The following is a 25,814-nucleotide window of genomic DNA, read 5'->3' as shown; positions in this document are numbered from 1 at the left end:
GTATGGAATCCTATATACAAGACTGGTTGAACCTGATTTTTCGATGGTTGCACGTCACAGCAGGTATTGCCTGGATTGGTGCCTCCTTTTACTTCAACTGGCTGGAAGGCCGGTTGGAAAAAGCTCCTCAGGCAAAACAGAAAAAAGGTATTAAAGGGGAATTATGGGCTGTGCACGGTGGTGGCTTCTATGAAGTAAACAAATACCATCTGGCACCGGAGAAAATGCCGGAAACCCTGCACTGGTTCAAATGGGAAGCTTATGTTACCTGGCTCAGTGGCTTTGGCCTGCTTGCCATCATCTACTACTGGGGAGCAGAAAGTTATCTGCTGTCGTCAGACTCTTCACTGTCCCCGGCCTCAGCTATTGCGGTCAGCCTATTCAGCCTGTTCGTGAGCTGGCTGGCTTATGACTTTCTTTGCCGAACGCCATTGTTTAAAAATGAAAGACTGTTCAGCGCGGTACTCTTTGGGCTGATTGTTTTTGCCGCCTGGGGATATGCGCAACTATTCAGCGACAGAGCAGCTTATATCCACGTTGGTGCCCTGATCGGAACCCTGATGGTGGGTAATGTCTTCCGGATTATCATCCCGTCCCAGAGGAAGCTGGTTGACGCAGCACAAAGAGGTGATACCAGCTTTGATCCGGCCATTGCCCAACATGCACTGCTTCGCTCCAGGCACAACAACTACTTCACCTTGCCGCTGTTGTTTATCATGATCAGCGGCCATTACCCAATGACTTATGGTCATGACTGGAACTGGGCGATTCTTGCTGCCCTGTCGCTGGCTGCGATTCTGATCCGACACTTCTTTAACCGTCGTAACCAGGGTGCTGTATTAACCTGGCTCTGGCCTGCCGCTGCCGTTGTCATGTTGAGTCTGGCGTTTGTTATACGACCACAAATGGCCCCAATATCCGAGGTTGCAAAAGCACCCGCTTTTGACAAACAGGAAATTGTCGAGATTGTCACCAGCCGCTGTTCTACCTGTCATGGGGCCAAGCCAACTGACCCTCTCTTCCAGACAGCGCCAGGTGGCCTGATCTTTGACGATTATGAATCCATCGCCAGCAAAGCGGACAAAATCTACAGTCAGTCCGTTCAGACACAGATCATGCCACTGGCAAACCGTACAGAGATGACGGAAGAAGAACGCCAGCTTCTGGGGCGGTGGTATCAGCAGCTGAAATCTGAATAGGAGAACAAGGTCACAGTTTTCATCACCCCGGGCTCTGTCAAAAACAGAGCCCGGGGTGTTATTGTTATTCCAATGCTTTTTCCTTGCCCTTTTTTTCACCCCCGAGCAGCTTTCATTGTATAAGATTGAGACAGTCGTCACTGACTTTTAAACGGCTATTAATGGAGACAGACATGAAGAAATGGCAGTGTGTTGTTTGCGGTTTTATCTATGACGAAGAACAGGGCTGGCCTGATGAGGGGGTTGAGCCGGGTACTCGCTGGGAGGATGTTCCTGAAGACTGGCACTGTCCTGACTGTGGTGTCGGCAAAGAAGACTTTGAAATGGTCAAAATTGGCTAATTTGGTCGAAATAATCCGATTCCCGTGTTTTTCACGAGAAAGCCTATTGCTCTAACCATTACAGTGTTTTAGTCTGTTCATGACTGCTTATCCATCGGAAGAAAGAAAAACAAGAAGGAGTGCATGAAACCATGCGTAAACCAGAACTCGTTAACGCCATTGCCGATCAGGCAGATCTGACAAAAGAACAAGCCAATCAGGCACTCAACGCCATGATTGAAGTCATAACCTCCGCTCTGAAACAAGAAGACACTGTCAGCCTTGTAGGCTTTGGTACATTCCTGCAACGCAGCAGAGCCGCACGCACAGGTAAAAACCCGCAAACAGGAGAGCCGATTCAGATTGCTGCCAGCAATACGGTCGCCTTCAAACCAGGTAAATCATTGAAAGACGCAGTTAACGGCTGATACCGGCTGAGCCCAATAATACCCGAGGTTGCTCTGCTTACAGAACAACCTCATTTATTGAAACCTTTCTTTTTCCAGACAGCCAGAGCCTCTCTGAGTATCTTCCCAGCAGCCAGAAACTGAGCGCCAGCAATGCAAAAAACAGTGCTGTATTTATCTCTTCCCAAGCGTACTCAAAGAACCGGGTATACAGATTCAGCAACAAAAAGGAGATTCCGCTGATTCTCAGAATAGAGTCATCTCTGCAAAAACCGATAAACATCGCCAAACCTGACGCTGCCGCCATGGCCAGTCGCCATAACCAAAGCTGCATTTCTGATGCCTCAAGGGCTTTAAGCCCGTAGTTGTAATTACTCGTCATGGACAAAATCCACAAGCACACGAAAAGCATCATTAAGGAAATAAACTGAGTCATATCAAAAAAGGCTCTGGTTCGTTTAAAAAAGGGCAGGCCATAGCCCAACAGAAGAACCACCAAACTGAAGAAAAGAAATCGCAAGGGATAGCTCATCCCGAAAAACGGCTGATAGTAACCACCAGCCCAGTAAGTCGTTTCAGCAAAAAACCAGAAAGCCAATGCTCCTAGACACAAAACCCAGAGCAACAGAGATTCCAGCAGTAATGCCAGCACCAGATAGATCACGGCACCAAGAAGTAATAGCAGCGAATAGTGGCCACTTCCTGTATAAACGGCCCGACCCAGGTAGTAAATGGAAGCCGCTGTGGATGCAGCGCCCAGAAAAAAAACAAGCTCCTGACTAAAGACACGGCCTGTCTGACGGGACTTGAACCAACCGCCAAACAGATAAAAACCAACTGACAACGCAGCAAAAAACAAACTTCGGGTGCCGTCCTGAAGAGTCAATAAACGCTCCAGCCATGCCATCAGAGCCTCATCCATAACCACTGCTAACAGGGATAGCACCATGGAAGACAATGCAGCCCAAAAAGCGTATTGAGCCAACATTCGCCACTGAAAGGAGTGCACGTCCAGAGAGTCCAGCAGGGCTTCCTTTTTAACTTCATCCAGAAGACCATCCCGGGACCAGTTATCCAGTGTTGCTTGCAGAAATCGGTGCTGTTTTTCATTCACTTTCATGATGTCCTCCTAAGGTGTCTTCAGGAACCAGAGCCTGTCTTTTCACAGATCATAGTGAGAAGCCTCTATCAGCCCCTTGCATCAAAAGCCCGCCAGACCTTCATCATCGTTCAATGAGTCCGGACAACCTGGCAAACATCCGCCGGAATCCGGGTAAGCCTTTCATTTTCAAATGCTTATAGCGTACATTCCGAACCCCTATTTTTCGAGCGGGGTGTTGACACTTTCGCCTTAAATCCCTAATATTCGCCGCACTTGTTGAGCAGCCTATTGCTGATCACAGGGCCCAGGTGGCGGAATTGGTAGACGCGCTAGCTTCAGGTGCTAGTGTCCGAAAGGGCGTGGAAGTTCGAGTCTTCTCCTGGGCACCAATCATTAACAATGATTGGGCAGGACGCAAAGTCCATACAATTTAAGTGACAGGCCCAGGTGGCGGAATTGGTAGACGCGCTAGCTTCAGGTGCTAGTGTCCGAAAGGGCGTGGAAGTTCGAGTCTTCTCCTGGGCACCAATCCTCAAGATCTTGTCGTGTGATTCATGGCAAGAAAACCGGTAAATTCCCGGCTCTCTCATCTCTCTTCCTTTTTATTCTCTCTCATCTTTTATTTACTGTTTTTTCCGGATATGAGTCTCATTCACTTCCAGTATTTTGTGGCCGGATACCAATCCTTCATTGTCAGACACGCATTTGGCTTTCAGATCGTGGAAGTGCCACCTTTCTACAAACAGTTCTGATATATACCTGCTCTACCCCAGCAAATCAGCGGCTGTCGTAGACAAGCCGCTGGATTTTGCTATTAAATGACGTGGTTATTTTTTGAGATGATTCACGATGATGGCGAGTGTTTCTTCAATCTTGTCAAAGCGCTTATCGTGCTCGTCGAAGCGTTCATCAATCCTGTCAAAGCGCCTATCATGTTCGTCAAAGCGCTTATCGTGTGCGTCGAGTCGTTTATCAATCTTGTCAAAACGCTTATCGTGTTCGTCAAAACGCTTATCGTGTTCGTCAAAACGCTTATCTTGTTCGTCAAAACGTTCATCAACTCTCTTAAAGCCTGCAAGTGTTGCTTGTGTCAGTGCCGAAAGATCAGATTTAACCCTGATAACCTCAGATTTGACCCCTGCAATATCCAACTTTAAGTCTGCAATGTCATGCTGGTTAGTCATAGCAATGCTCTGTGTGTCTGCGCAAACCTTCACCAGACTGTGCATGTTAGCGTCCATCTGTCTATGTTGCTCCTCAAGTCTTTCAACTCTTGCCTCAAGGCTCATACATTTACCTTTACAGTTTGTTGTGTGAGCGATGAGCTTAGTAGACAATCGAGAGTGTCACAAAGGCACTTGGCAAAATTATTGACCGCCTGTTCACAGGCATCGGTTGATGCCCAGAGCAGGGTGGCATTCATTGCTGTTGTGCTGATGGCGGCCCTCCGGAATAGACGTCCATCCAGTAGTTCGTAGCCTTTTTCTTTGATCAGGGTTTCCCAGCTGTTACGGAACCCAATGATGCGTGTGTTTTCATACAGCCCTGCCGCTTCGCCTTCCCGGGTAATCTCACAAAAGTCCGCGTGGTTAGGGTCTGAGGGGAGGATCATGTGCTCTTTGCGATGGAGGATTGGCGGGTTGGTGAAGCTGGTAAAGTCAGTGGCTTTTATTTTCTCGCTGGCGAAGTCTAAGCCATAACTGAAGTGCAGTGATGGATAGGCTTCGTCGTAGAAATCCAGATAGTAGAGCAGGGTGACTTTGAAAGAGTCTTTATGGAGGCGAAGGATATCCCAGTGTTGTTCCGGTATGCCTGAATTCGTTGCTTTCTGATAAATCCAAGAGAAAAAATCCGGTGCGGTTTCACTCAGTGCCGAACGGTGGAGATAGAGTGCTCTAGGCAGTTTTTTGCCGAGCTCCAGTTGTGCAACGGTTTCATACCATTCTTGTTCATTCATGGCCTTTATTTATAGCTGAAATTCTTCAAGAAAGCGCTCTGGGGAGAGATTCCGGGGAATATAACCCTGACCATTGGTTTTTGGTGTCATTATACATACGGCTGCATTTCGGGAGTCGCTGTTGTAACTAACGTGAATGGGCTTGTCATGCCCATAAAAGTAGAGCCTGTCAAAGGGGAGCTGTTTAACGATCCATGTGGTTATCTCCAATGATGAGGTGTCCGGCACATGAAAATCGCAGGCAGCTCCTCCCCGGGAGCAGATGATGTCTCCCTTCCTATTTTTTTCAAAGCAGCTGTGCTGATCCAGTGTGGGGTAGATAGAAGGCAGCACGCCCTGTTCTTTGGCCAGTTTTTTTCTTGCCGTCGCCAATGGGGGGGAGCAAAAGCCGTAGGTGATTTCCAAGGCACCAAACTGCTCATAAACCGGATCGAGTATATAGATCGCCAAATCAGCAAGAGCCTGCCAGCTTTGGTCATTTAGCGGCAGGTTATCAATAGACGACGATTGCCAGGTTTCACCGCACTCAACCAGCTGCCGGTAGGTGAAGTGTTTGCTGCAAGGTTGGTTCAGCTGGGGCATGGTGAAACCTGCTATTGTTTCTTCTCTTGGGCACCATATCACAGACTTTAAAAAGCAGATCTTTGATCGGCTTTTTTAGTATTCAGATCTCGATTTTTTTCTCTTCTTTTAATTTGTGTTGCGCACACTCGATTCATCGATTAAAAAACAGTCTGATCTACAGTTAAAAGACTTGTTTTTTCTGACCTGGAACCTCAATGGAACTTAATACCTGGCTGACTTTTCTGGCCGCAACCATCATTATCAGCTTAACGCCGGGAGCCGGTGCGGTTAATACCATGGCCAACGCCATTCGCTCAGGGCTGATCCGGACCCTGCCATCCATCATGGGACTCCAGGTCGCTCTGATTATATTTCTGATTGTCGTCGCTGCAGGTCTTGGGGCCATCCTTGCAGCCTCAGAGACACTGTTTACCCTGATCAAGTGGACAGGTGCTCTTTACCTGATTTTCCTGGGCATCATGAAATGGCGTGAAGCACCCAATGAGTTTTCGGTCGAAAGCCAAATCCGCACCAGCAAGAAAAAATCCTTTGCCAGTGCCATTCTGGTGAATCTGACTAACCCCAAGGCCATTGTTTTTCAGGCGGCTTTCCTGCCGCAGTTTATTGATCCTGCGCTGACACTCTGGCCCCAATACCTGATTATGGGAATCACTATGATCCTGGTTGATAGCCTGGTCATGCTGGGTTACGCCAGCTTCGCCCTAAAGCTGATGCCATTTCTGAAAAAATACGGGAAGCTGCAAAACCGATTGTTTGGCTCAATGTTTATAACCTGCGGCGGGCTTCTGGCTGCCAGTCAGCGATAACTGTTCCAACGCACTATGGTCAATGTCTCACAAAAGGAAGAGGAAACCTCTGGTTTCGGAAAATACCTAGCCATGGATAATAGGAATCGTCAGCAGGGAACAGGACGTTCGTAAAGTCAGGAAGACTTTAGCTGACAAGGATTATTTCAGGCAGGACGCCTCGGGATACTCAGGAAGACTTGAATACCGCAGGAAGCGGACAAAGCAGGAAGCTTTGAAGTCAGCATTCAGATGGGAAGTAAATTGAGGCAGGACGCCTGAAGTGGTCAGGAAAGACCAGGATAGCAGGATGCTCGTTTCAGAGCAGGAAGAGGTTTCACAAGGATCGTACAAAAAGCAGACCGCAGGGTCTGTTTTTTGTACCCGGTGTTATTGACAAAGAACCTGCTCATACATATTATGCACCTCGTTCTTTGCCGGTATAGCTCAGTTGGTAGAGCAACTGACTTGTAATCAGTGGGTCCCGAGTTCGACTCTTGGTGCCGGCACCATACAAAAGCCCTGTTCATTCAGGCACTTAGAAGCCTCGACATAGTTCGAGGCTTTTTTGTTTTTAAGTTCAAGTGACATGTACGCGACATGAGTTCCCTAAATTACATCGTCGTCTTTAATAGATTTTGTTAATACCGGTGCTTCCATTCCACCGCTCTCGTCTCTCTCTATCTGTTCCAGTTCCAGGGTGAAATGCGCTTCCTTCAGGATTTTGCCAGCAGCTTTCTGCTCATCCATATTTAACTCTCCATTAGTCAGGGCCAATGCGACCATCCTCACTGCGCCGACAGCTTCACTGTTTGAAAAAATGCTGTCGAAGTTGGTCTGCTTACTCATTCTTATTATCTCCCTGGTTACTCCAAATACTGTATATATAAACAGTATCATAATTTGCTTTCCATGTGCGCAAGAAATAGCTGCAAGGAAGGTATATCTTTGACCCTTGTCTGATGCTGTGTCAGACTCGGTCCCCATCATCCTGAGCTGCTGAAAACAGTCATAGGATGGGGACCGACCTATCAGGAGCCTCGGTATTCTTGGCCGGGTGTCCTGTGAATAAAAAACCGTTCTGCGGAAATAGCAGGGGTGTTTCTATGGCACTTTTCAGCGCCCGGCACCAATTCCCACTCTTGCACGAGGTTGAGCGGTTTCATTCAACCTTTAATCAGACAACAGTCTCAACCTATTTTGGCCAAATTACTGGCAGAAAAAAGACATTTGCCAACTATCTGGCAGGTGATGGCTGAGAGTTGGAAAGAGCGTAATAGAGGGATAGGTATGCGCTTGGGTAGAGCGATGGAGCTACAACACAAATCAGAAACAGATTTAGCCAGATCTCTTGGGGTATCCCGTTCGACTATAGGAAACTGGAAAAGAGGTGATTCAGCTATTCCAGCAACTCATTTGGCTTCTCTCTGCACCTTGCTCGATATAACTCCTGACATTCTGATTATGGGTGAATCGTTCAATCCAGAAACCCTGCTCAGTAAAGAGGAAGTAGAACTGTTGCGCTACTTCCGCCGTTATCCTGAAAGAGTTCGACACAAGGTCATTGACTGGCTTGAAACTTTTTCCCGTAATCTCCGTTAGCGGACTACTTCCCGTTTTGCTTTTCTCAGCTCTTTTAACTCCTCCTGAACTTTCTTGATCTCCTGTCGGTAATAATTTCTTTTCTTCTCAAACTGTTCAGGAGTGATTCTCTTTTTGGTTTTTAGCCAGCCTTGCTGGTTGATGGCTTTCCGGTGCTCATCAATCTTGTCTGCCAATTCCATTGCCTTGAATTTGAAGCTATCTTCTGGCCTGAAAGGCCGAAGCTTGAAACCCAGTGAAGCCAGAACAGAATCCCATGTCAGAATCGGATTTTTCATACCGTCCAAACCGGTGAACTGCTGACCACCAAGAGCTTCGCTCAAGCCATTGGCAGCATTCACAACCCCTTCAGCTAGAACGTTAGGCTGTTCTGCGACCTGTCGATCTTGAGCGACATCATTAGCCAGACCTTCAATGATTTTCTGTTGGTGGTAACTGCCAGGGGTTAACGGGTTGGATGGAGCCCAGGCCTGATAGAGATAATTAATACTCTTGCTGATCTTCTCTGACAGTGGGGCATGTCTGTTATAAATCTCTTTGCCTTTCCAGTCCTCATTAAGCACGGCAACATCAATCAATGATCGGAATGGATTTGAACCCAGTGCATCACTTCCCCAGAAGCTGGCAAAGGGGGCCATCTGCTCAGGCAAGGCCAACTTTCTATCACCAGCTTCCCCGGCAAAGGGATTACCAAGGGCATGAGCGTTAGCCATTGATAGCCGATAACCTTCCAGACCAGGTACATGAAATGTATTCAGGCCACCCCATAACGCACGACCGCGTTCCCATTTCGGGCTAACTGTTTTCTCAGCCTGTACTCGATCCCAATAACCGCCTGGCTCCATTTCTCCATTGACCAGCAAGCCCGTATAATTCACCGCTTCGTAAGCGGCTGCCAAAGCAATAAGACGCTCTGGTCTTTCCACTGCATTTTTCACAATGGCAGGAATAGCCAGATAGGTGTAAGAGATGAAAGGGCTTCCAATGGGAAAGTCCCGGATTGCCTTGATAGCGGTGGGCAGATCGTTGTAATCAAAGAAGAACTGATTCGCTGACTGGACAGCTTCTCTGGGAGTCTTACCCGCTTCGCGCTCTGACATATAAACTGCCATCTTGAACAGTTCATCTTCTTTTCGGTAGAGCGTTTGGGCAGTTTGGGCAGCTGCTTTGATAGGCTTCTTGATCAAACGAGAAGGGGGTTCCACAATCGCCTTGGCAACCGCAAGGCCGGTTTTCAATTTAGTGTCCGCTTCTTTAACGGCATTCTTGCTGGATATCCACCACTCCTTGATACGCATTAAGGTATCCAGCGACTCAATAACCTTCCCTTCTTCTACTTCCGGCTGAGTGCGCAGTTTCTCGGCCAGGTCTTCCAGAACAGAGCTGGCCCCGCCGTCGCCTTTAATAATGGAGGCAGACCAGTCACTTCCAAAAAGACCAGAATCCAGAGCTTCCCTAAACACCGGATCAGCTTCCGGGTTACGCCCAAAAATCAGAGAAGCACTTTTACCCAGGTACTTGGGAGAGTGCCCGGCCATGGAATACATCTCAGTATTTGACCAGGTGTTATTAAAGTGAGTGACTGGGTTATAAACCGTTTTGTAGAGCTTCCAGCGATTCAAAATGCCTCTATAGGTATTCGCTGCTGCGCTTGTGCCCAGTGGTGATCGGCCATGGTGTCGGATGGCATTCCAAATATCAGGGCGAACATACTGATCAGCCAAGGCACCGTATTTTTTAAGAGGCGACTTCTTGCCAATGCCAATATTGGAAACCTTGACCCATTCCTTACCATTGGTCACTTGAGGCGAGTCACTGACCCACTCGCTGTTATCCCGAATGGTCTTGAACATGGTAGCCAGAGAAAGATCGTGGCTGACTTCTGCCATACCTCGAACAAACCGATAACCTGCGTCTTCGATCTCACCCCAGGCCTGTCGCTCAGCTTTCGTCCAGTCACGATGAAAAACAGCCTTTCCCTTAACTTCGCCTTTTAACGTCCAAGTTCTGTCAGCGGCTGCCAACTCAACATTAGGTACTGTGGGCAGTTCGTCGTCGAGCAGGATAAACGAGCGCAGCTTGCCATTTTGAATACCGGTATATTCCCGATAGTTGTGCTGGCTAATATCTCTCAGCTCGGCTCGAATCTCGGCCATTTCTGCGGCGGTATCAGACTCAAACAGGCCATCCTTTTTCTTTTCCAGTTGATCCAGTTTGGCACTCAGTTGCTGATGTTTCTTGAGATCAGAACGAGCCAGATCAGAAAGATACTCTACGTCAAAGCTGTCATCTGTGCCTCGCGCAATGGAGTAGCTTCCAGAAAGGCTCTGTCCTTTGGCTTTGATAAAGTCCTTATCCAGTTTCAAATGCTTGGCGTAATAACGATGGAGATAGCCACCCGTTTCCAACTCAGGATCAAGCATTCCCAGGGATTTCATGTTCTCTGCGGCATGGGAAATAAATTCGTCCAGCTCTGCAGCCTGACGATGAATCAGGTTAAAGTCCCTGACGATACCTCTCTGTTCAATCAGATCGGCCATCTGGGCCCTCTCGCTGGGAGTGAACTTCTTAAGCAGGAAATCACCGGCCTTTTCCACCTGCCGATCGATCATCTGGCGCATGAGTTGCTGCCGGGCTTTAATCTCTCTGATCTCTTTCCCACCCCGACCAATCAGGGGCAGGTGCTCGATAGCATTTCCCAGTTTAGCGACAGCATTAGACGCTATAGATCCCTCACCAAGCAGATTGGCAGCCCTGACACCATAACTTGCCATTCCACCTACTGTGGCCCCCTTGGCCACATCCAACCACCATTGAGCAGAACCTGGCTCATGCTCAGAGCTGACACCTCCATAAACACCGCCGCCCATAGCACCGATGGTGTTGTCCTTAGCCCATTCTCTCGCAATAGTACGGACTGCTACGGGTAACGGGTTGGCGTAGAACGTTGATTGCTGCGGGATGTCGTAACGCTCGCCGAAAGCACGTCCTTGGCCGTCGATCACATCGACCATATCCAGATCAGCTTGCCGGGCAAAACCATTCAGATTACCAGCTACCTGCTGAACTTCAGCCATGCTGTCAGAATCCAGCTTCCCGGCTATATACGATGCATTGCTCTGATCAACAGCTTGCAATAACTTCTGGCTGCCTCCGCCTTCTCCAGTTCTCAGAAAGCGCATGTCTTCCCGGCTCATTGAGAGAAAGCCAACCGGCTTACGCTGGTTATCCAGTAGCAGGATGCCTTCTTTCTGTTGTTGGTTGACGGTGAAATACTCTTCCAGATCGGATGCGCTGCTGATTGCAGGTTGCTGGGTATCTCTGCCTGTCAGACGACGCTCAGTAACTGGCACAGAGTCTTGACGGGCTTTTGGCGGAATTGGTAACTCCACACTGCCTTCTACGTCTAACTGATCGGCAGCCATGTCATTGTTCAGCTCTCCCCACTTATTAGTGGGATGGTTATAGCTGTACTTGCCTGAAGGGCCGATAACGACCGATCCCTGAGACTCTACTCCTGAGCCTTCCATGAGGTTATGCAGTCGGCTGGTTAGCTCTTTATCTGCAGTACTCTGGATAACACCTCCAGAAGGGTGATTGTGAACAAACCAGGCTTTCTTTGCGCCCGGTGTATTGGCGACTACACCCGCAACTGTTCCGGGGTATACCGGAGCATCGCCTTTACCTCCGGTAAACATACGAGCCACCCTGAGTACTTCCCCATTCTCATCAGTGACAACAGTGAAAAAAGATTCTTGAGCATCTTTTCGATAGGGAGCCACCACATGAGCCAGATCGTCAGGAGAACGGATAGAACGAATACCGGTAGGCAGGGTGGCAGTCTTAACATGCCGAACGGTTCTGCCCATCACCGTTAAGGCGTCGTCTTTGTTGTCTCCTGCTCTGAGGAAAACATCGCCTCGTCCTCTGGGCTCTGCGTCGGACTCGGCCACTCTAGCGGTGGCTCGTCCACTTCCAGACGGTTCGCCTTCTCGGTAGCCTGTTGCATCATCTTGAGAAACAGCTGATTCTTTCTGCGGTCTTTCGGTTTCAGCGGAACGACCCGCCCCTTCGATGTCGGTCTGGATGGTTTGTGCTTCATCGCCGTATCGTCCTTTCAGGGTTCTGTCGGTTGTGTTGATAAAATCCTGGCGGCTGGCCGGGGCTGACCCAAACAGATCATCCCCACCCTTGCTAACCTCTGTTTCCAGCTGAACGCCGATCTCTTTCAGAGTCTCGCCCATACGCTTGGGTGATCGCATATTGCGGTCTATATATTGAGCCAGCTGTGCAGTAATCTCGTCGGTCTCACCCAATAGAGACTGCTGATTCAGAATCTCGCTGACAGCCTGACGATCCCTGCGGCTGCTTCTGACAATATCCACTGCATCCATAAGATTAGGAACAATGTTCGACTCTCCGCCGAGTTCTGGATCGAACGATCTGGCTCTGGCAAAAGAAGGTGCGGCAGAGTTCAAACTGTTGAGCAGATTGCGAAGATCCGGGTCAGCCTCTTCTGCAAACATAGTCAAAAGCCGCTCATCGTCGTAAGCCTTGGTAAACACCGCTGCCTGAATTCTTTTAACCGCATCGGCATTAGGCTTGCCGTGAGCATCAACCAGCGAACCTCCGTCCAGCGTTCCAAGCCGATTCACAAACCGTCGGATAAAGGGCAGATTTTCCTCGTTGGCGATGCCACCGTTTTCGTCCGGTGCATACATAAGAATGTCATCGTCTGTCAGAAGATCACCGTCGGCCCGCGCTTGTTCCGTTGGGCTCATGCGGGCTATATCACTCTGATTGGCTTCCCTGGCAAAGAAGGCACGATTGTCATTATCCAGGGGCGTTTTGCGAACACGGACCATGACAGGCTTTTCCATACCTGCAATCTGATCGGCGTCCAACCCATAAGACTGGGCATTATCATTTAGCCACTGTTTATACCCGGCTGGATCTCCGGCTTCATAATCATAACGAAGGGCAGATACTCGCCCATTGCCCGATTCAACCACTCTATCCGGGCCAATGATCGGAGCCCCGTCGCTGGCCTTGGGGCTGGCTCCCATCCATTCAGGTCTGAGATTAGCGGCCATGTTACGGATCTGAGCCTCTGAAGAACCCCGGCTACGATCTCTGGGCTGTAGTTGCTCTGGGTAGTCGGGATTCGCGACGCCATTAGGTCCATTAGAAGTGATCAACTCGTCAGCTTCTATTACGGCATAATCCACATCAATTCCTGTTCCTCGAATGGTCGTCACACGAGAGAAAGGAACCGATCCTGAAGCAGGCTGACTGGCTGGCTTGATCGCTGGGTCTAACTCAGAGGAATGGATACCGGGATCAACTGGCGCAGCTTCTGGCGCACCTGAATTAACTTGCGGATTTCCTTGTTGGTTTGCTGAATGACTTTCCGGTATTCCTGAAAATGCTCCTGCGGCATCGGGGTCTGGCAGTTCATCGGCTATCTCCTTATTAAGAACAAAATACTCACTTCCATCATCAAGTGTTTCCACTCGACCGAGCTTGCCCAGGAAATCCTGAACATTGTCATAACCGGCCTGCTTGGCCAGTCGCTGAACCTGTTTGTCTTTAACCAGCCCAGGCAGTGCCTGCAGCCATTGCCCTGCTTTGACCATGCCAGCATCGAACAAAGCTCCTACTCCTACTTCCATGGCTGCATTCTGGAGACGGGCTGTCAGGTTCTCCCCGACTGTCATGTTTTCAGCGCCTTCTGGTCGATAAGCAAAGCCCAGAGGTCCACCGACTGTGGCACTCTCTACCACGGCCCCCTTTATGCCTTCTCCTACCGGAGCAATCCCCCGTGCAGCTCTGAGTGCACGCAACCCAGCGACTCCAGCGCCGAAAGGCAATAACATGCCTGCGCCTTGGCCCAGTAAATTCTGGAGAGGTTGATTAGCCGTTTCTTCATTGCGAAGTAGCTGCTGTGCTCGCTCCCATGCAGCTACCTTCAGATCCTGGCTATTCAACTTGTCTTCGTCCGGTGCATTGGCATACCCCAGAGTGACACCATCGTAAAATGAACGACGAAATACATCCTGCTTGCGCGCTTCATTAGAGGTCAGATGGCGGGTAATATCTCTCTGCCGATTCAGTTCATCACCCGTAATCTGAGCAAGCTTTAACACCTTGCCTGCTTCCGGATTAAGACCTTGTACAATTTGTTCTACCAAGGCTCGTCCTTCGTACCCAGGATAAAGCCCCTGCTCCAGATCATTAACCAGAGTGGAGAACTCATTTTCGCGAATGTAGTGCAAGCCCGTTTCATAATCGCTCTGGAGAGTGGCCAGATCCCTGCCCGGCATTTCTGGCCTAATAGGTTCATTGAGTGGAGGCTGACCCATGATGGATGTTGAGAGCGCCTGTTGTTCCTGAAACTGACTCAGCTGCTGATCATAGTCGGTCATAGCCGCCTGATGCTGTTCTTCTTCTGCCAGTAACTCGTTATATCGAGAATCAAAAAGCTTTGGAGCAGCAGCCTGATGAGGAATCAAATCAGCAAAGGCATTGTCTGTAGCAGGAGTTTTTTCAGGGATTAAATCATCGAAAAGCCCGCTATCACTGGCGGGCTGTTGTTTCTGGGGAATAAGGTCAGCGAAGGGGTTGCTCACAAGTCGACTCCTTGTATTGAATAGCCTTGCTTGGCGATGCGATCAAGTACGTCCTGACGATCAGCCCCTTTGTTAATGGCCTCTGCTGCCTGAACAATAAGCTGTTTGGGGGGCGCTTTGCTTCCGGGTTTGGGAGATGGCGAACCTTCTTTTTCCTCTGGATACATGGCTTGCATCATGTCTTCAACAAAACGGCTGGTTTCTTCCATGTCTCCTGCCATGGTGGGATTGTTCGCCGCTTTCATATACAGATCATTTCGTACTTGAGCCTGGCTTTTGGTCTTGGAAAGCAGGAGATAGCCCAGGGCTTCTTCTGCTGGCAGATCCCAGGTTTTGGCAACCAGTTGCAGATTTTTTGAAAGCGTTGTGGCTTCGCCAGAAGCAGGCACTTGTAAGGGTTGATTAGTGCTATCCGTAGCAGGGGCATAGCGCCAGCCAGAAGGGGTAAGAATGGCATCGGAATATTGTTCCTTGCCATCTTTGCCTACTACTTTGACTCGATCTGTTTTTGTTATGGATTTATTGTTGAGAGCATCGGTTTTAACAAACTCTGGCGTATCAGGATCAGCCCATATTTTGGCGAGCTGCTTATAACGCATTTCATCCATGAGAGCTTGATGACGCTTGCTCTGCCCGTCGTATAACACAGCATCTGTCATACTCAGAATAGGCTTTTCAGCGTTAAATCGATCATAGGTAATTCCACCGCTATGTCGAACGGGGGAAGCATCCAGCTTGTTGGCAATGTTGGCTAGGGCATAAGGATTGTCGATCTCGCTCCCGGCTCTCTGCATGAGAGACAAACGTTCTGCTGCCATCTTGTCCTGAGCAATAGCGCCGGGGTCAATACCCGCCAGTTTCATTTGCTGAGCCATTCTCAGCTCATCGCCGCGATCAAAGGTAACAGGACGTAGCGGAACCTGCCGACTGGAAAGATCACCCGCCTGCTGTCTTCTCGCATCCAGTTCAATAACATTGTTCAAGGCATCAGCCATACGCTGCTTACGGAACTCGTTTTCCAGCTCTATGAGCGGACGCCGGACATTAGCCTTAAGCTCTCCCGCGAAGTTGGTCAAATCTCTCAGAAAGTCCATATTCAACCCCTATGCGATCTGAGCGCCAAAGCCCCAACTACTACTGCTGCCTTTGCTGGAACCTTCGCTCTTGCTCTTCTGTCCTTTACCACCAAAGAAAATATTGGCGATGGTGCTCAGGTCTTCTCGGGTCAGGTTTGCATTGCGCACAGCAGCGTTATAGCTGCTTTGATTTTCCTGGCTGGCCAAGGCCGTCATTAACGATTCAACTTCCTTGTTAATAGCGTCCATGCTCCCGTTGTAGCTGTCAGTCGCTGTCTGATTCGCTCTACTGCGTTGAGCGACTGTCAGGCTACTGTCGTTATTAATCTGGGATTTCTGTTCTTTCAGGCTGGTATTAAGAGCATTTCGACGTGTCTCTCCGGCTCCGCCAATACCTGCCAATTGCTCAGGCGTAAGAGCTTGGTAGTTCACCGTTGGCGTGCCTTGAGTAGCAAAAGTGTCCATGCGACCGTCGGTAATTCCATTGAGCATGTCGTAATAACCTTTAACCTCATCTGGCGTTAAAGGGTTGGATTCACTGCTCTGCTGGCTTTTATTCTTGCTTTTGCTGGAACCTAGATTAAATCCCATGGTTTAAGCCCTCTCTGGTAAACCACCGTATTCCCCGGCGGGAGATCAGGTGGGCATTAATGGTTTTAGCTTGGGAGTTGCGCATAACAGCCAGGGAATACAAACGTCGGTAGGTCATGGGAGAAGCATCTTGAGCAATTACGCAATTGCAGAGATAAACGTGTTTTCCCGGACGGATCGGAAAGCGTCTCTTGATGCACTCTTCCAGACCAAATTTACGAACAACGGCGAGACTTACTTTGTCCATTGGGTAATAACTGAGCCAGCCCCAAAAATCATCCGGATTTTTTCCGGTCAACATAACCCAGTTACCCAGTTGCCATTCCTGCTCAACGATAGCAGTCAAAACATCGGTATCGACTCCGACATAGGTGGAGCCGGGTCGATCTTTCATATGGTGAACAATCGTAGCAACGGGGTTGTCCATATCGCCGACCTTAACGCCAGTGTTCCAGGGTGTAGCCCTTGATCACAAAAGCCAGGCGACCCACTTCTGGATCGTCTGAGTCGATGTCTTCGCCGAGGTTGCGAAGAACCAGACTGCCGAACTTGATCAAAGTACCTTCTTTAACATCCGACTCTTCGGAAGGGGCCCTAAGCATGTGTTCACCTGAAAATGCAAAGGCTCCCAAGAGACGCCCATCTTCCAGTTCAACGGCAAGACTAACGTCTTCTCCCAAAGGCTTAACCGGAATCACGTCAATCCCTTCGAAAACAAAGGACTCAGGTAGTGAGATAAAGTCAGCTTCCTGGTGCTTTAATAACCCCAGTTCACGGACATCCACATGACACACAGAACGTACCACACGGTTTGAAGGCCAATTAGGATGAACTAAACGGGTAAGATCTTTACGAGGATGCTCTGGCTTCTCTGCAGGCTTCTCTGCAGGCTTCTCTGCAGGCTTCTCTTCTGGAGCGTTATTCTGTCCGGCTGTATCTTCCGGTTTTGGTTGGGTGACGTCCGTGTCTTTATTCGCGGTTGGCATATCAATTTCCTGCGTGGGTGAATGGTTCTGACAAAACTCTTTCATCCCACTTCGAAGATACGCCTACGGTGCACTCATAGCAACACAACAACTAAGTTACAACTCTGATCACAGGTCAGAATCAGCCTGTCTGATCCGTTTTCACCGCTTCGCCATACCCTGGCAGGTTTATCAATATCGACGATCTGCCAGCCTGCTACGGGTCGGCCCAACCCATGCTCAATGGTAAAAGCCTGATTGGCTGAAACACTGAGGGTAATAGGCCGGGTCTGAACGGAAGGCAGAAGCGTACTCATGCTGTACGCTTCCAGAAGTACATAACGACGTAGGGCTGCATTACATTGAAGGGCTGACCACCTCCAGTCGTACCTGTCTTGTATCCTCCATGCCTTTTAGGGTCAGGCAAATCGGATTGATAGCTCCAGTTGTTCTGGCCTCTGCCTCCATCTGCAGCCCACTTGCCAAAAAGCTCGCCGTCTACTGAGGAGTGTTTGTGTGCAACCATTTCCGATTCAGTTTGCTTATGCTTAAACTCACCGCCCGTTTGACCTGCGCTGAACGTTAACTCCTCGCCCCTGCTATCTGTGGTCGTACCGTGGCCTACGAGTGTGCGACCGCCTCCGGTCAGTTCCCAGGTGCCATAGCCAAAATAGTCCTTGGGATTGGTTGATGTGGTGCTGATATGAATATCGCCCACCCGGTATTTCAGTTTGTCATTCTCTGCCTGAAGTGCTTCTACCTGACTATTAAGAGCTGTGGTAGTGACAAGATCTTCATAGCCAGTAATCTGACTAAGAGCGATAGAACCACCCTGCATAGCTGTGATCGCCTCGTTCAAACGCTGAAAATTTGCCATGATGGCTTCTTGAGAAGTGATCGGGTCAAGAATCACACCGCTCATTTTCTATCCTCCTTGCTCAGGCTATTAGCTTCCTGAATGCGTGTAACTGGGTTCAAAGCTGATCAGCTGGACATACCCTTCTGTGATCAGCTCATGCTCAAATTGCTCGTTGGCAGTGTTGACTGGAATTTCTGCGTAAACCCGCTGGGCTTTTTCCTTGTAGAGCTTTAATGCTCCGATCTGAAGAAAGTCAGGTTCTCTCCGGTAAAGATCAAATGAGTCACTGACAATCGCTGGCTCATCTTCATCGGGATAAACTGAGTAAGTCCCTTGGTGGTCATGAGTACCCAGAATGGAAAAAAACACTCTGTTGAGGCTGGTCATGCCGTAGGGATTGGGTTGATCGGGCCAGGTTCTAAATTGACTGCGAACAGGTTGTTCAGTGCCATCGTTCAAAACATCAGGAGAAAAACGCGAGCCCATCAGCCAAAGTCCATTCTGACCATACCAACCCATTCGATCACCTGCGCGTATAAGCCCTTTGGCTTCGATATCTAATTGACCCCATCCACCTTCGACCGTGTTGTATACATAAACCCGGTTATCGTAGAGCAGATAAAGGAAAGTACCTTGTGGGTCGAGCATCAGTTCAGCGTCGTTATCAGGCGCTCTGAACAAATCTTCGATGTCGCTACTGAGTGGCTCATCCCGGCCCAGTTCGTATACGCCGCTTCTATCCAGGTGATAAAGCCTTTGCCCGTCGGTAGTGATACACCGGTGGTTCACGGCTCCATTACCGTTAACGATTTTATCTCTCTGGAAATTGTATTTACTGTCACCGGTTACGGCCCAAAGACTGGAAGGCGTAGCAACGATCAAACGATTACCAAAAGCACACAATGCCGTTACATCGTTCTGGGTACCACTCTGAAATTCAATGGCATTAAGTGGGTCCCATAAATGCGGCTTATCATGCTCAGTGTGATAAATAGTATGAGTGCCATCGCCTGCCCAGATCCGGTTTCGCCAGCTGGCGATGGTTCGGGTTTTAGGCAGAGCATATGGGCTATCTTCACTGTCTTTCACTTCATTCGTGATGGAAACAGATTCATAAAGATCTGGACTTTCATCGGTATTCGCTCGACGGCGAAGATAGAAAATATCCTCGCCCGAGCCAATATATAACCGCTCTTCCCGGTCTCCGTAATTAATCAAACTCTGGAAAGTAGCACCGCACATCTGAAGGTTTGCCACACGGGGAGAGAGGTTAGTTTCTACTGCATTCCATACAAACAGATGACCATACCGCTCAAAGGCTATTCTGTTGCCCCAACCAATAGCCCGGTTAATGTTTCCGGTAATCAGCTGTCTGGCCCCTGGCCGGGCTTCCAACCGGTTACCACCCAGAGGGATTAAGTTCTGGGCAATCCGGATGGCTCCCGGTTGGTAACGAAGACTGAGCATCAGGCAAACTCACCGTGCCAATGGGGTGGGGTGTAGGTGATCTGTTCTCCCGTATCGGGATCAGTCATCGTTACCGGTTCACGACTGTATGCCGCTTCATACTTGGTTGTCTTTTCAGGATCAGCGTCCACTTCTTCTTTAGTACCCAACACTTCCAGATGAATATAACTATTCAGCTTTTCTCTCTCTTCATCTGAACTGGTACGGCAAAGCGTAACACTGTGAAATTCACCGTTATGTTGAACAGGTGTCATACAGATATTCAGAAAAGGATTGCCTGATTCATCGACATCGCCTTTTTCTACAAGCTCCTGTCTTAATGCAGGAAGGTTCGAGGTATACGTTAATAGATCCATAAATTTTGCACTCATTAAGTACTTCCTGAATTAAAACAAATCAACCAAAACCGCTACGCCACACTTATTTAATCCTTTCCCGTCTTGGGTATCAGGAATAGAAGATAAATGTTCGCAGTGCACTTCAACCGGTTGCCCTTCGGGTTGATAACGAACTCCGAAACGCCCGATTGGGTTTTTCATATCGTAGGGGTCGTAATCAAACTGGGTGGCGTGCATGTCGATTCCAGCATAACCTGTAAACTGTCCAGCACAGCCAACAAGAAAGATTATTAGAGGCAGAATCAAATACTTCATTAGAACACCCTCCCTAATGCTGAAACCTGCTCATCTGTTAAAGATTTATGCCAGATACGAAAGTCTCTGATGTGCCCATTAATTGAGAAGAAGCCTTGATTATTTGATCCAATTATCATCTTCGTACTTCTTGGTAGCGGTGTTGCATCACTCAGTTCAACAGGGACCCCGCCATTGATATAGCCCTTCACAGCATTAGGCAGAAACTGTAGGCACACATTTACCTTTTTATTTCTTGAATTAATAAGCTCTGAGTTTGTTCTTGTTATTTTGCTACTGACTCCACTCAGACCAAAGTTAACAGACTTGTTTGCCTTCCAATCTGCAAACAATGTTCTTGTGGAAGAACCGTAATAAAATTCAAATATTCTCAAACCGTCTATATCAGAATCTGTGCTGCATGAAAAAGAAACAGTCATCCCTTTGTCTGTAAAGTTATTTGCATCGATATTTTCCAAAAGATCACCTGACCTAGTTACAGGCGTCTCTCCTGTAGGTATATAGGATGACAAGTGTGACTGCTCTTCCACCTGGGCTCCTGCTATCTCCATATATGCTTCGCCGCTGTTTAATGCATTAGTTACCGAAGGCCAACAAAATGGAGTTACTGTTTTGTCGGCATTGGCAGTGCCACTAGCCCATATTCGATAAAAACCATTAACTGGCTCTCCCCAATCATCTTTATCGAAGTTATGGGACTGTATATCCATTTCGTTAATCTGACAGCGTATTCTAGTTATTTCTACTAACGGTCGAACCCAAGCAGAAACTGTAATTTTATTACCGTTCGTAATACGTGCTGTTCCACGAAACCACGCATAATTACTTCCTGTCCCAGCCTTCATCTTAGTCGTCTTAATTGTGCTGCTAATATCCGAATAATAAACTTCTCTAGTTCCATCTGAATTAGGTTCAACTCTATCTTCAGAATTCAATAATATATTTGTACTGCTCCCTTCAAGAAAAATACCCTCTTTCTGCACTCGAGGTTCATTAACATCGGCGCTAACTAGAACTCCAGACTTATTAATATAAGTCGCTGAGCTTGATCGGGTTAGTTTTGCTGATTTAGTAGGCATATCAACCATCTTACTGCCATCCTGAGCAGCAGAAACATCAATCTGATCCGCTGGCCCAAAACCTTCCTGAATCCTCAAGTCAGAAATCAGTGGCAGATGAAAATCAGGTGCAGGGATAGCCGCCAAGCGCAAGGCATCTTCTACCCGATCCAGCTCAGCTATCTGCTTTGCTCGATTAGCCTGATCCAGCGCTTGCTGGGAATAGTTGTAACTTTGGTCACGGTTCTGCTTTGCTTCACTCGCATCGGCAGCGGCACTTCTTGCAGACTGTTCGGCGCTGGTTGCGCTGTCTTCTAGAACCTGCTTTCGCTCCTTGACGACATTCAGTATCTCTGTTGTATTTTTGGTCAGGTTATCAACCGACTCGACCAACTCTTGTGTGCTCATGCTGGGTTGCTCCTTTTACCAGTTATGATTTTGATTACTTGAAAGCGTGTTGTTCGATAAAGGCAGACTGCATAGAAACCAGAGCCGCTGCCTGAACCACCTGCGACGTTGCTAAAAAGGTGTAAGGCCCAGTCACAACCTCATTAGCCCGATCGGCTGACGCTTTCGCCTGGGCAGCCAGATCCGCTACATTTGTTTCTTTCTGCTCTACCTCTGTACGGATTGCGCCTGCGTCCTGAATCAGTTGCTGAACATCGTCTTTCAGAGTGCCGGTTGTGGTGTTGACCTGTTTGGACTCGTTCAGGTGCTCCAGTGTGGTATCTCTGGCAGCTTCTGTTTCCTGCTGAGCAGTCTGGGCCAGTGACAGGCTATTGGCCGTATCCGTCTTATCCTGAGCAGTACCGTTTTTACTTTCCTGAGCGGCATTGGCTGCGGATGTGGCTGTATTCGCCTGGCTGGTTGCCTCGGCTATTTTTTCATCGCCTGCTGTTTCAACCCTGCTGACTTGTTGGTTGCCTGTCTGGACCACCCGGTTAATCTGGTCATTACCTTCAGTCGTTACCCGGTTGACCTGTTGGTTTCCCTGGCTGGTTACAGCATCTTTCTGGGTAGTACCTTCTGCCTTTACTGCGGCTATCTGGGTCGACCCTTCCTGCTGAGTCAGGCTGACTTGTTCTGCTGAACGGTCTGCTTCCTGCTTGGACCGATTCGCTTCTGAAGTTGCCAGGGAGGCTTTCTCTTCTGCTACTTGTCGATCCTGACCTGTAGCGGTTCGATCTTCTGAAGTCTGCTGAGCATCGGCGGTGGTCTGAATCTGCTTGTCAGTCACATCTTGCTGAGCCAGATCCACCTGGTTAGCAAACTGTTCTACTTCTGCTCGTTTTTCACCTACAACGGCAGCATGATCAGCGGTATCAAACATACCGTTAATCATCTTGTGCCACTCTGATTCAGGCGGGAATTTTCCAGCGCTAAACTGGGCTAACATCTGTTCACGAGGGGTAAGGTTGCTCATGGCTTTTTATCTCCGCTCACGGCTTTTTATCTCCGCTCATGGCTGCTCATCTCCCGGAATCTGGACAAAAGGCTCACCATGGGTATTCCCATTGCCAGTATCAGAGAGAATCTGGGCTTGTCCTGGCTCTCCCTGATACGCCGGTGTGACGATAGTGTCCTGGTTGTCGAGATAATTACCGCTATTCACCTCAGCCAGAGCAGTAGACAGGTTCTCACCGGGAACAGACGCGCCGTAGTATGTGTTGCGCTCATGCAGCTCTATATCGTGGTTGTTGCTGTTGGCACTCTCTAGCGACTCCCAGAATCGGTTTGCAAACTCACGTGGCTCACCGACCATTCCACTCTTATCGAAATGGGCACCGTATAAACCAATCACGCCATCAACCAGAAATGTTTCCCACTCATCGGGAACGGTGTTCGCAGTCATAGGGAGGGTAAAGCACAGGTTTAACATCATCTGTTTGTCTGGAGCAGGCCAGATGTGCAGACGACCACCGTACTCTGCATAAATACGAGGTTTACCCCTGCTGGCGTTACTGTTGTTAAAAGCCTGGCTTCGGTAGTTGAGAATCTTGTTCATGGTGGCCTTAACCAGCTTTTGCTCTCCGTGAAGAGAGATCAGCGAATCAATGCTGCCTTTAAGGTCAAATACATCCTGGCCAGGGTAAGCGACGAATGAGAAAAGCCGCTTGGTGAACCACCAGGGCTTTTTCGGTTTCTTTTGTGCTTTGACCAACGTGTGATGCAACCAGCGCTTTACTTTCTTCTGGGTGTCTTCGTCGTCTCGAATCTTGAGCAGGCCAATCACGTCGGTCACGATCCGGGCCTCTCGGTCACTGTCGGGTCTGGGGTACTGTGGATCTATCATGGCCAGCCTGTTAAAAAACAGGCGCATTACCGGAGAAGGTGAATGCGCCCAAAATTACAAGGAAACAGCGTTCAGACGCTTTTATTCAAAATCAATGACACCGTTCAGATTGCGCTTCTTGCACACAGTGGATGCGTACAGAAGACACTGACGATGCTTGGTCTGAACTTTGTTGGGCGTATTTTCCCAGTCAGTCATCTGGAAATTTGTTCCCTTATGGACACGAACCTCAATGCCATGCTTGAAGTTCATGAACCAGGAACGTTTTGCAGGCAGGTTCTCTTCGTAGATATAGATCTTGCCGTTGTCCTTCATGGCTTCGAAACCTTTGAAGGCGTCCGCTTCGGCTGGAGAGAACTGCATCTTGTTTTCAACCATTGCGCAGTGTTTATCCCAGACATCCTCTCCGCAGAAAATTACGTCGGGGGACTTCTGGTTCAAGGTGCAGGCTCTGCGAGTCTTACGCATTCCAGCCCTGTACTCATCATCGTCGGCAAGACTGTACTTGGTGACTCCGCTTTTGGTGATGTTGTGAACATCCCAATACGCATAGCCACTGGCAGAGGGGTCGATGCCACCCACTATAGCGCCCGGTGTCATGATTCGGCCCAGGCCCAGGATGGAGCGACCATCAGAATCCTGATTACCAATCAGACGACTGGCAAAATGGTTGTTCATGGATTCTTTCAGCTGGGTTGTTTTGGTCTCAATCAGATCAAGTAGCTTGTACTCACCTGAGTTTTTAACCATTTCTTCCCGGTTGTACATCTGGGTACCCGCGATATGACCCCAGAGGAACTTGGCGTAACTGGTGGCATCTTGCGGAGTCAGGTCAGCGTCGTCGTATCCGGTGAAGTCCTTAACTGTGCTGTTAGGCTTATCCAGAAGTGGGATGGTGATTTCTGTACTGATGTCACCCTGATATTTGATCAGGTTGTTCATCTTGAGATAGGCATACAGTGCATGTTCTATCTCAAGCTCATTCACGACTTCTTTATCCAGCTCATGCAGAGTATGCAAGAACAGGTCTTCTGTTTTCTGGGTCCCTGCGAACAGGGGCAAATTATGTCTGTAGGTTGCCATTGATCAGTCCTTTATCTTTGCGCAAGCGCACGCTGAGCCCTGCGCAGGGCGCGTTCATGAGGAGACAACTTGGCTTCCTCCTGTTCACGTTGCGCATCGCCGATTTCCTTGGCAGGTGGCTTGGTGCTCGTCTTTTTCAGCTTCTCGTTTTCCGCTTGCAGTTTTTCCAGATCAGCCTTTAGAGTCTTTGACTCCATGGCCATCTCTGAGACCTTATCCCAGGTACTCAGACGGTAGGCTTCTGTCGCAGTAACACCTTTCTCTGCCATAAGGCTGAGAACGGCGTCCCTGTGCTCGGACAGATCGGGGTGGGCAGTGAGGGCTTCAGCGAGTTCGGTTCGAATTCGTTCGTTGGTTTCCCTTTCTGCGTCCGCTCTGTTCCGATCTGCCGCTACGTCGGCCTTCGTCTGATTACTCAGGGTGTCCCTGATCCATTTAGTCTGCTGTTCAGTAGACTCAAACTCCGGGATCTGATCATCGGATTGAGGAGAAAAAAAGACGGGCAAGCCAGCCTGTTCCGCAAGCTGAGAGATCACCTTGACAGGATCAGTCTCAAACTCACGACCAAGGTCAACCAGTTCCTTAACGGTTGTGGCTTCTACCCCGAAGTTACTCTGGGTTTCCTTACGTGCGTCGGCCAGTTTTTGCATGGCCTTGTTCAGGCCACCGTTCATGTCCTCATAAAAATCGAGGACCAGCTTCTGACTGTTGGGGTCGAGCTTGCCGAACTCGTCCTTACGGTCAGTTGCCCAGGACTCAGGTGCTGCCAATGGCTCTGGTGATCGACTGTCGCCCTCTTCCTGTTCAGGATCGGAACCGTTTGGATCAGCCTCGGTTGCGCCGTCTTCGTTCGCTTCCTCCTGACTGCTGGCCCCGGCCTTGGCAGGGTCGGGCGCTTGGCCATCGGAAGTTTCACTATCAACGGTCTGAGATGGGTCATCTTCGTGGGAGTCTGATTCACGACTGGCCAGGGCTCTAGCCATGGCTGCTTCGGCGGGGTTATTGGAATCGGTTGAAAAAGACCCGGACTCTCCAGCTGCAGGAAGAGAGGTTGTTGCCGGAGAGTCCGGGGAAGCGCCGGGGGTCGAAGTTTGGGAATCAGTCTCGGTAGTCATAATTTAGGGGTCTCTTCCTTGCTTGGTGCATCTATAACACCAGAAGATACCCTTAAAGAATGAAAAGT

The 25,814-nt window shown here is 49.0% G+C and carries 25 protein-coding genes and 3 tRNA genes; 8 read left to right on the top strand and 20 right to left on the bottom strand.

The window, feature by feature from the left end; all coding sequences use genetic code 11:
• Positions 1-2 precede the first annotated feature (2 nt).
• The 3 genes from ACOMHB_RS02215 to ACOMHB_RS02205 all read left to right on the top strand — a co-directional run bounded on the left by ACOMHB_RS02215 (position 3) and on the right by ACOMHB_RS02205 (position 1,947).
• Positions 3-1,199 (top strand): urate hydroxylase PuuD, encoded by a 1,197-nt coding sequence (locus ACOMHB_RS02215; protein WP_448215318.1) that lies wholly within the window; start codon positions 3-5, stop codon positions 1,197-1,199.
• A gap of 173 nt (positions 1,200-1,372) precedes the next feature.
• The gene (locus ACOMHB_RS02210; RefSeq protein ID WP_422136347.1) at positions 1,373-1,540 is read left to right on the top strand and encodes a rubredoxin; all 168 of its coding nucleotides are present in this window, start codon (positions 1,373-1,375) and stop codon (positions 1,538-1,540) included.
• 131 nt (positions 1,541-1,671) lie between these two features.
• Positions 1,672-1,947, top strand: coding sequence for an HU family DNA-binding protein (locus ACOMHB_RS02205; RefSeq protein ID WP_422136346.1), 276 nt, complete (start codon positions 1,672-1,674; stop codon positions 1,945-1,947).
• 37 nt (positions 1,948-1,984) lie between these two features.
• Here the strand turns inward: ACOMHB_RS02205 and ACOMHB_RS02200 are convergent, their stop codons facing one another.
• The gene (locus ACOMHB_RS02200; protein WP_448215317.1) at positions 1,985-3,046 is read right to left on the bottom strand and encodes a hypothetical protein; all 1,062 of its coding nucleotides are present in this window, start codon (positions 3,044-3,046) and stop codon (positions 1,985-1,987) included.
• A 284-nt stretch (positions 3,047-3,330) separates the two neighbouring features.
• On the opposite strand from ACOMHB_RS02200, the gene ACOMHB_RS02195 reads away from it, so the two are divergent.
• A tRNA-Leu gene (locus ACOMHB_RS02195) sits at positions 3,331-3,417 on the top strand.
• Between the two features lie 52 nt (positions 3,418-3,469).
• A tRNA-Leu gene (locus tag ACOMHB_RS02190) sits at positions 3,470-3,556 on the top strand.
• A 299-nt stretch (positions 3,557-3,855) separates the two neighbouring features.
• Here the strand turns inward: ACOMHB_RS02190 and ACOMHB_RS02185 are convergent.
• From ACOMHB_RS02185 to ACOMHB_RS02175, 3 genes are read right to left on the bottom strand one after another with little or no spacing between them, the layout of a single operon-like run.
• On the bottom strand, positions 3,856-4,317 hold the full coding sequence (locus ACOMHB_RS02185) for a hypothetical protein (protein WP_448215316.1): 462 nt from the start codon (positions 4,315-4,317) through the stop codon (positions 3,856-3,858).
• The gene (locus ACOMHB_RS02180) at positions 4,314-4,985 is read right to left on the bottom strand and encodes a class I SAM-dependent methyltransferase (protein WP_448215315.1); all 672 of its coding nucleotides are present in this window, start codon (positions 4,983-4,985) and stop codon (positions 4,314-4,316) included. Before ACOMHB_RS02180 ends, ACOMHB_RS02185 begins: the two co-directional genes overlap by 4 nt.
• Before the next feature lie 9 nt (positions 4,986-4,994).
• Positions 4,995-5,567, bottom strand: coding sequence for a hypothetical protein (locus ACOMHB_RS02175; protein ID WP_448215314.1), 573 nt, complete (start codon positions 5,565-5,567; stop codon positions 4,995-4,997).
• 197 nt (positions 5,568-5,764) lie between these two features.
• Between ACOMHB_RS02175 and rhtB the strand changes: the two genes are divergently transcribed.
• Positions 5,765-6,376: a homoserine/homoserine lactone efflux protein gene (gene rhtB / locus ACOMHB_RS02170; RefSeq protein ID WP_422136325.1), complete on the top strand. Its 612-nt coding sequence runs from the start codon at positions 5,765-5,767 to the stop codon at positions 6,374-6,376.
• 415 nt (positions 6,377-6,791) lie between these two features.
• A tRNA-Thr gene (locus ACOMHB_RS02165) sits at positions 6,792-6,867 on the top strand.
• 97 nt (positions 6,868-6,964) lie between these two features.
• Here ACOMHB_RS02165 and ACOMHB_RS02160 read toward each other — a convergent pair.
• Positions 6,965-7,204 carry a hypothetical protein gene (locus ACOMHB_RS02160; protein WP_448215313.1) on the bottom strand — a complete coding sequence of 80 codons (240 nt, stop codon included), beginning with the start codon at positions 7,202-7,204 and terminating at the stop codon, positions 6,965-6,967.
• Positions 7,205-7,555: 351 nt separating this feature from the next.
• On the opposite strand from ACOMHB_RS02160, the gene ACOMHB_RS02155 reads away from it, so the two are divergent.
• A complete protein-coding gene (locus ACOMHB_RS02155; RefSeq protein ID WP_448215312.1) occupies positions 7,556-7,957 on the top strand; it encodes a helix-turn-helix domain-containing protein in 402 nt (133 codons plus the stop codon).
• On the opposite strand, the gene ACOMHB_RS02150 is transcribed toward ACOMHB_RS02155, so the two are convergent.
• From ACOMHB_RS02150 to ACOMHB_RS02080, 15 genes are all read right to left on the bottom strand, one after another.
• On the bottom strand, positions 7,954-14,586 hold the full coding sequence (locus ACOMHB_RS02150) for a JAB domain-containing protein (RefSeq protein ID WP_448215311.1): 6,633 nt from the start codon (positions 14,584-14,586) through the stop codon (positions 7,954-7,956). The genes ACOMHB_RS02155 and ACOMHB_RS02150 overlap by 4 nt on opposite strands.
• A complete protein-coding gene (locus ACOMHB_RS02145; RefSeq protein WP_448215310.1) occupies positions 14,583-15,680 on the bottom strand; it encodes a hypothetical protein in 1,098 nt (365 codons plus the stop codon). Before ACOMHB_RS02145 ends, ACOMHB_RS02150 begins: the two co-directional genes overlap by 4 nt.
• Positions 15,681-15,689: 9 nt before the next feature.
• On the bottom strand, positions 15,690-16,253 hold the full coding sequence (locus ACOMHB_RS02140) for a hypothetical protein (RefSeq protein WP_448215309.1): 564 nt from the start codon (positions 16,251-16,253) through the stop codon (positions 15,690-15,692).
• Entirely contained in the window at positions 16,243-16,680 is a 438-nt protein-coding gene (locus tag ACOMHB_RS02135) for a hypothetical protein (RefSeq protein ID WP_448215308.1), read from the bottom strand. The genes ACOMHB_RS02140 and ACOMHB_RS02135 overlap by 11 nt, the downstream gene beginning before the upstream one ends.
• A gap of 10 nt (positions 16,681-16,690) precedes the next feature.
• Positions 16,691-17,239, bottom strand: coding sequence for a hypothetical protein (locus tag ACOMHB_RS02130; RefSeq protein WP_448215307.1), 549 nt, complete (start codon positions 17,237-17,239; stop codon positions 16,691-16,693).
• 74 nt (positions 17,240-17,313) lie between these two features.
• Complete coding sequence (locus ACOMHB_RS02125; RefSeq protein ID WP_448215306.1) at positions 17,314-17,535, bottom strand: hypothetical protein; 222 nt, start codon at positions 17,533-17,535, stop codon at positions 17,314-17,316.
• Positions 17,532-18,140, bottom strand: a complete 609-nt coding sequence (locus tag ACOMHB_RS02120; protein WP_448215305.1) for a phage baseplate protein — start codon at positions 18,138-18,140, stop codon at positions 17,532-17,534. The genes ACOMHB_RS02125 and ACOMHB_RS02120 overlap by 4 nt, the downstream gene beginning before the upstream one ends.
• A gap of 24 nt (positions 18,141-18,164) precedes the next feature.
• On the bottom strand, positions 18,165-19,544 hold the full coding sequence (locus tag ACOMHB_RS02115) for a hypothetical protein (protein ID WP_448215304.1): 1,380 nt from the start codon (positions 19,542-19,544) through the stop codon (positions 18,165-18,167).
• Complete coding sequence (locus ACOMHB_RS02110; RefSeq protein ID WP_448215303.1) at positions 19,544-19,915, bottom strand: hypothetical protein; 372 nt, start codon at positions 19,913-19,915, stop codon at positions 19,544-19,546. The genes ACOMHB_RS02115 and ACOMHB_RS02110 overlap by 1 nt, the downstream gene beginning before the upstream one ends.
• Positions 19,916-19,930: 15 nt before the next feature.
• A complete protein-coding gene (locus ACOMHB_RS02105; protein WP_448215302.1) occupies positions 19,931-20,197 on the bottom strand; it encodes a hypothetical protein in 267 nt (88 codons plus the stop codon).
• Positions 20,197-21,663: a phage head spike fiber domain-containing protein gene (locus tag ACOMHB_RS02100; protein ID WP_448215301.1), complete on the bottom strand. Its 1,467-nt coding sequence runs from the start codon at positions 21,661-21,663 to the stop codon at positions 20,197-20,199. The genes ACOMHB_RS02105 and ACOMHB_RS02100 overlap by 1 nt, the downstream gene beginning before the upstream one ends.
• A 34-nt stretch (positions 21,664-21,697) precedes the next feature.
• On the bottom strand, positions 21,698-22,678 hold the full coding sequence (locus ACOMHB_RS02095; protein WP_448215300.1) for a hypothetical protein: 981 nt from the start codon (positions 22,676-22,678) through the stop codon (positions 21,698-21,700).
• A 36-nt stretch (positions 22,679-22,714) separates the two neighbouring features.
• On the bottom strand, positions 22,715-23,548 hold the full coding sequence (locus ACOMHB_RS02090; RefSeq protein WP_448215299.1) for a hypothetical protein: 834 nt from the start codon (positions 23,546-23,548) through the stop codon (positions 22,715-22,717).
• An 81-nt stretch (positions 23,549-23,629) separates the two neighbouring features.
• On the bottom strand, positions 23,630-24,631 hold the full coding sequence (locus ACOMHB_RS02085) for a phage major capsid protein (protein WP_448215298.1): 1,002 nt from the start codon (positions 24,629-24,631) through the stop codon (positions 23,630-23,632).
• Between the two features lie 11 nt (positions 24,632-24,642).
• Complete coding sequence (locus ACOMHB_RS02080) at positions 24,643-25,746, bottom strand: hypothetical protein (protein ID WP_448215297.1); 1,104 nt, start codon at positions 25,744-25,746, stop codon at positions 24,643-24,645.
• Between the last annotated feature and the right edge of the window lie 68 nt (positions 25,747-25,814).

Source organism: Endozoicomonas sp. 2B-B (assembly GCF_053470045.1).
Note: the sequence above shows the minus strand (reverse complement) of the source record. Positions and strands in the feature narration are given on the sequence as shown.

What these genes read in the sequence shown, in the direction of transcription:
- ACOMHB_RS02080 (WP_448215297.1), bottom strand. Translation starts at nt 25,746, where the DNA reads ATGACTACCGAGACTGATTCCCAAACTTCGACCCCCGGCGCTTCCCCG.
- ACOMHB_RS02145 (WP_448215310.1), bottom strand. Translation starts at nt 15,680, where the DNA reads ATGGACTTTCTGAGAGATTTGACCAACTTCGCGGGAGAGCTTAAGGCT.
- ACOMHB_RS02185 (WP_448215316.1), bottom strand. Translation starts at nt 4,317, where the DNA reads ATGAGCCTTGAGGCAAGAGTTGAAAGACTTGAGGAGCAACATAGACAG.
- ACOMHB_RS02215 (WP_448215318.1), top strand. Translation starts at nt 3, where the DNA reads ATGGAATCCTATATACAAGACTGGTTGAACCTGATTTTTCGATGGTTG.
- ACOMHB_RS02120 (WP_448215305.1), bottom strand. Translation starts at nt 18,140, where the DNA reads ATGAGCGGTGTGATTCTTGACCCGATCACTTCTCAAGAAGCCATCATG.
- ACOMHB_RS02200 (WP_448215317.1), bottom strand. Translation starts at nt 3,046, where the DNA reads ATGAAAGTGAATGAAAAACAGCACCGATTTCTGCAAGCAACACTGGAT.
- ACOMHB_RS02105 (WP_448215302.1), bottom strand. Translation starts at nt 20,197, where the DNA reads ATGAAGTATTTGATTCTGCCTCTAATAATCTTTCTTGTTGGCTGTGCT.
- ACOMHB_RS02205 (WP_422136346.1), top strand. Translation starts at nt 1,672, where the DNA reads ATGCGTAAACCAGAACTCGTTAACGCCATTGCCGATCAGGCAGATCTG.
- ACOMHB_RS02085 (WP_448215298.1), bottom strand. Translation starts at nt 24,631, where the DNA reads ATGGCAACCTACAGACATAATTTGCCCCTGTTCGCAGGGACCCAGAAA.
- ACOMHB_RS02125 (WP_448215306.1), bottom strand. Translation starts at nt 17,535, where the DNA reads ATGAGTACGCTTCTGCCTTCCGTTCAGACCCGGCCTATTACCCTCAGT.
- ACOMHB_RS02100 (WP_448215301.1), bottom strand. Translation starts at nt 21,663, where the DNA reads ATGAGCACACAAGAGTTGGTCGAGTCGGTTGATAACCTGACCAAAAAT.
- rhtB (WP_422136325.1), top strand. Translation starts at nt 5,765, where the DNA reads ATGGAACTTAATACCTGGCTGACTTTTCTGGCCGCAACCATCATTATC.
- ACOMHB_RS02090 (WP_448215299.1), bottom strand. Translation starts at nt 23,548, where the DNA reads ATGATAGATCCACAGTACCCCAGACCCGACAGTGACCGAGAGGCCCGG.
- ACOMHB_RS02175 (WP_448215314.1), bottom strand. Translation starts at nt 5,567, where the DNA reads ATGCCCCAGCTGAACCAACCTTGCAGCAAACACTTCACCTACCGGCAG.
- ACOMHB_RS02140 (WP_448215309.1), bottom strand. Translation starts at nt 16,253, where the DNA reads ATGGGATTTAATCTAGGTTCCAGCAAAAGCAAGAATAAAAGCCAGCAG.
- ACOMHB_RS02210 (WP_422136347.1), top strand. Translation starts at nt 1,373, where the DNA reads ATGAAGAAATGGCAGTGTGTTGTTTGCGGTTTTATCTATGACGAAGAA.
- ACOMHB_RS02110 (WP_448215303.1), bottom strand. Translation starts at nt 19,915, where the DNA reads ATGAGTGCAAAATTTATGGATCTATTAACGTATACCTCGAACCTTCCT.
- ACOMHB_RS02160 (WP_448215313.1), bottom strand. Translation starts at nt 7,204, where the DNA reads ATGAGTAAGCAGACCAACTTCGACAGCATTTTTTCAAACAGTGAAGCT.
- ACOMHB_RS02115 (WP_448215304.1), bottom strand. Translation starts at nt 19,544, where the DNA reads ATGCTCAGTCTTCGTTACCAACCGGGAGCCATCCGGATTGCCCAGAAC.
- ACOMHB_RS02130 (WP_448215307.1), bottom strand. Translation starts at nt 17,239, where the DNA reads ATGCCAACCGCGAATAAAGACACGGACGTCACCCAACCAAAACCGGAA.
- ACOMHB_RS02095 (WP_448215300.1), bottom strand. Translation starts at nt 22,678, where the DNA reads ATGAGCAACCTTACCCCTCGTGAACAGATGTTAGCCCAGTTTAGCGCT.
- ACOMHB_RS02135 (WP_448215308.1), bottom strand. Translation starts at nt 16,680, where the DNA reads ATGGACAACCCCGTTGCTACGATTGTTCACCATATGAAAGATCGACCC.
- ACOMHB_RS02180 (WP_448215315.1), bottom strand. Translation starts at nt 4,985, where the DNA reads ATGAATGAACAAGAATGGTATGAAACCGTTGCACAACTGGAGCTCGGC.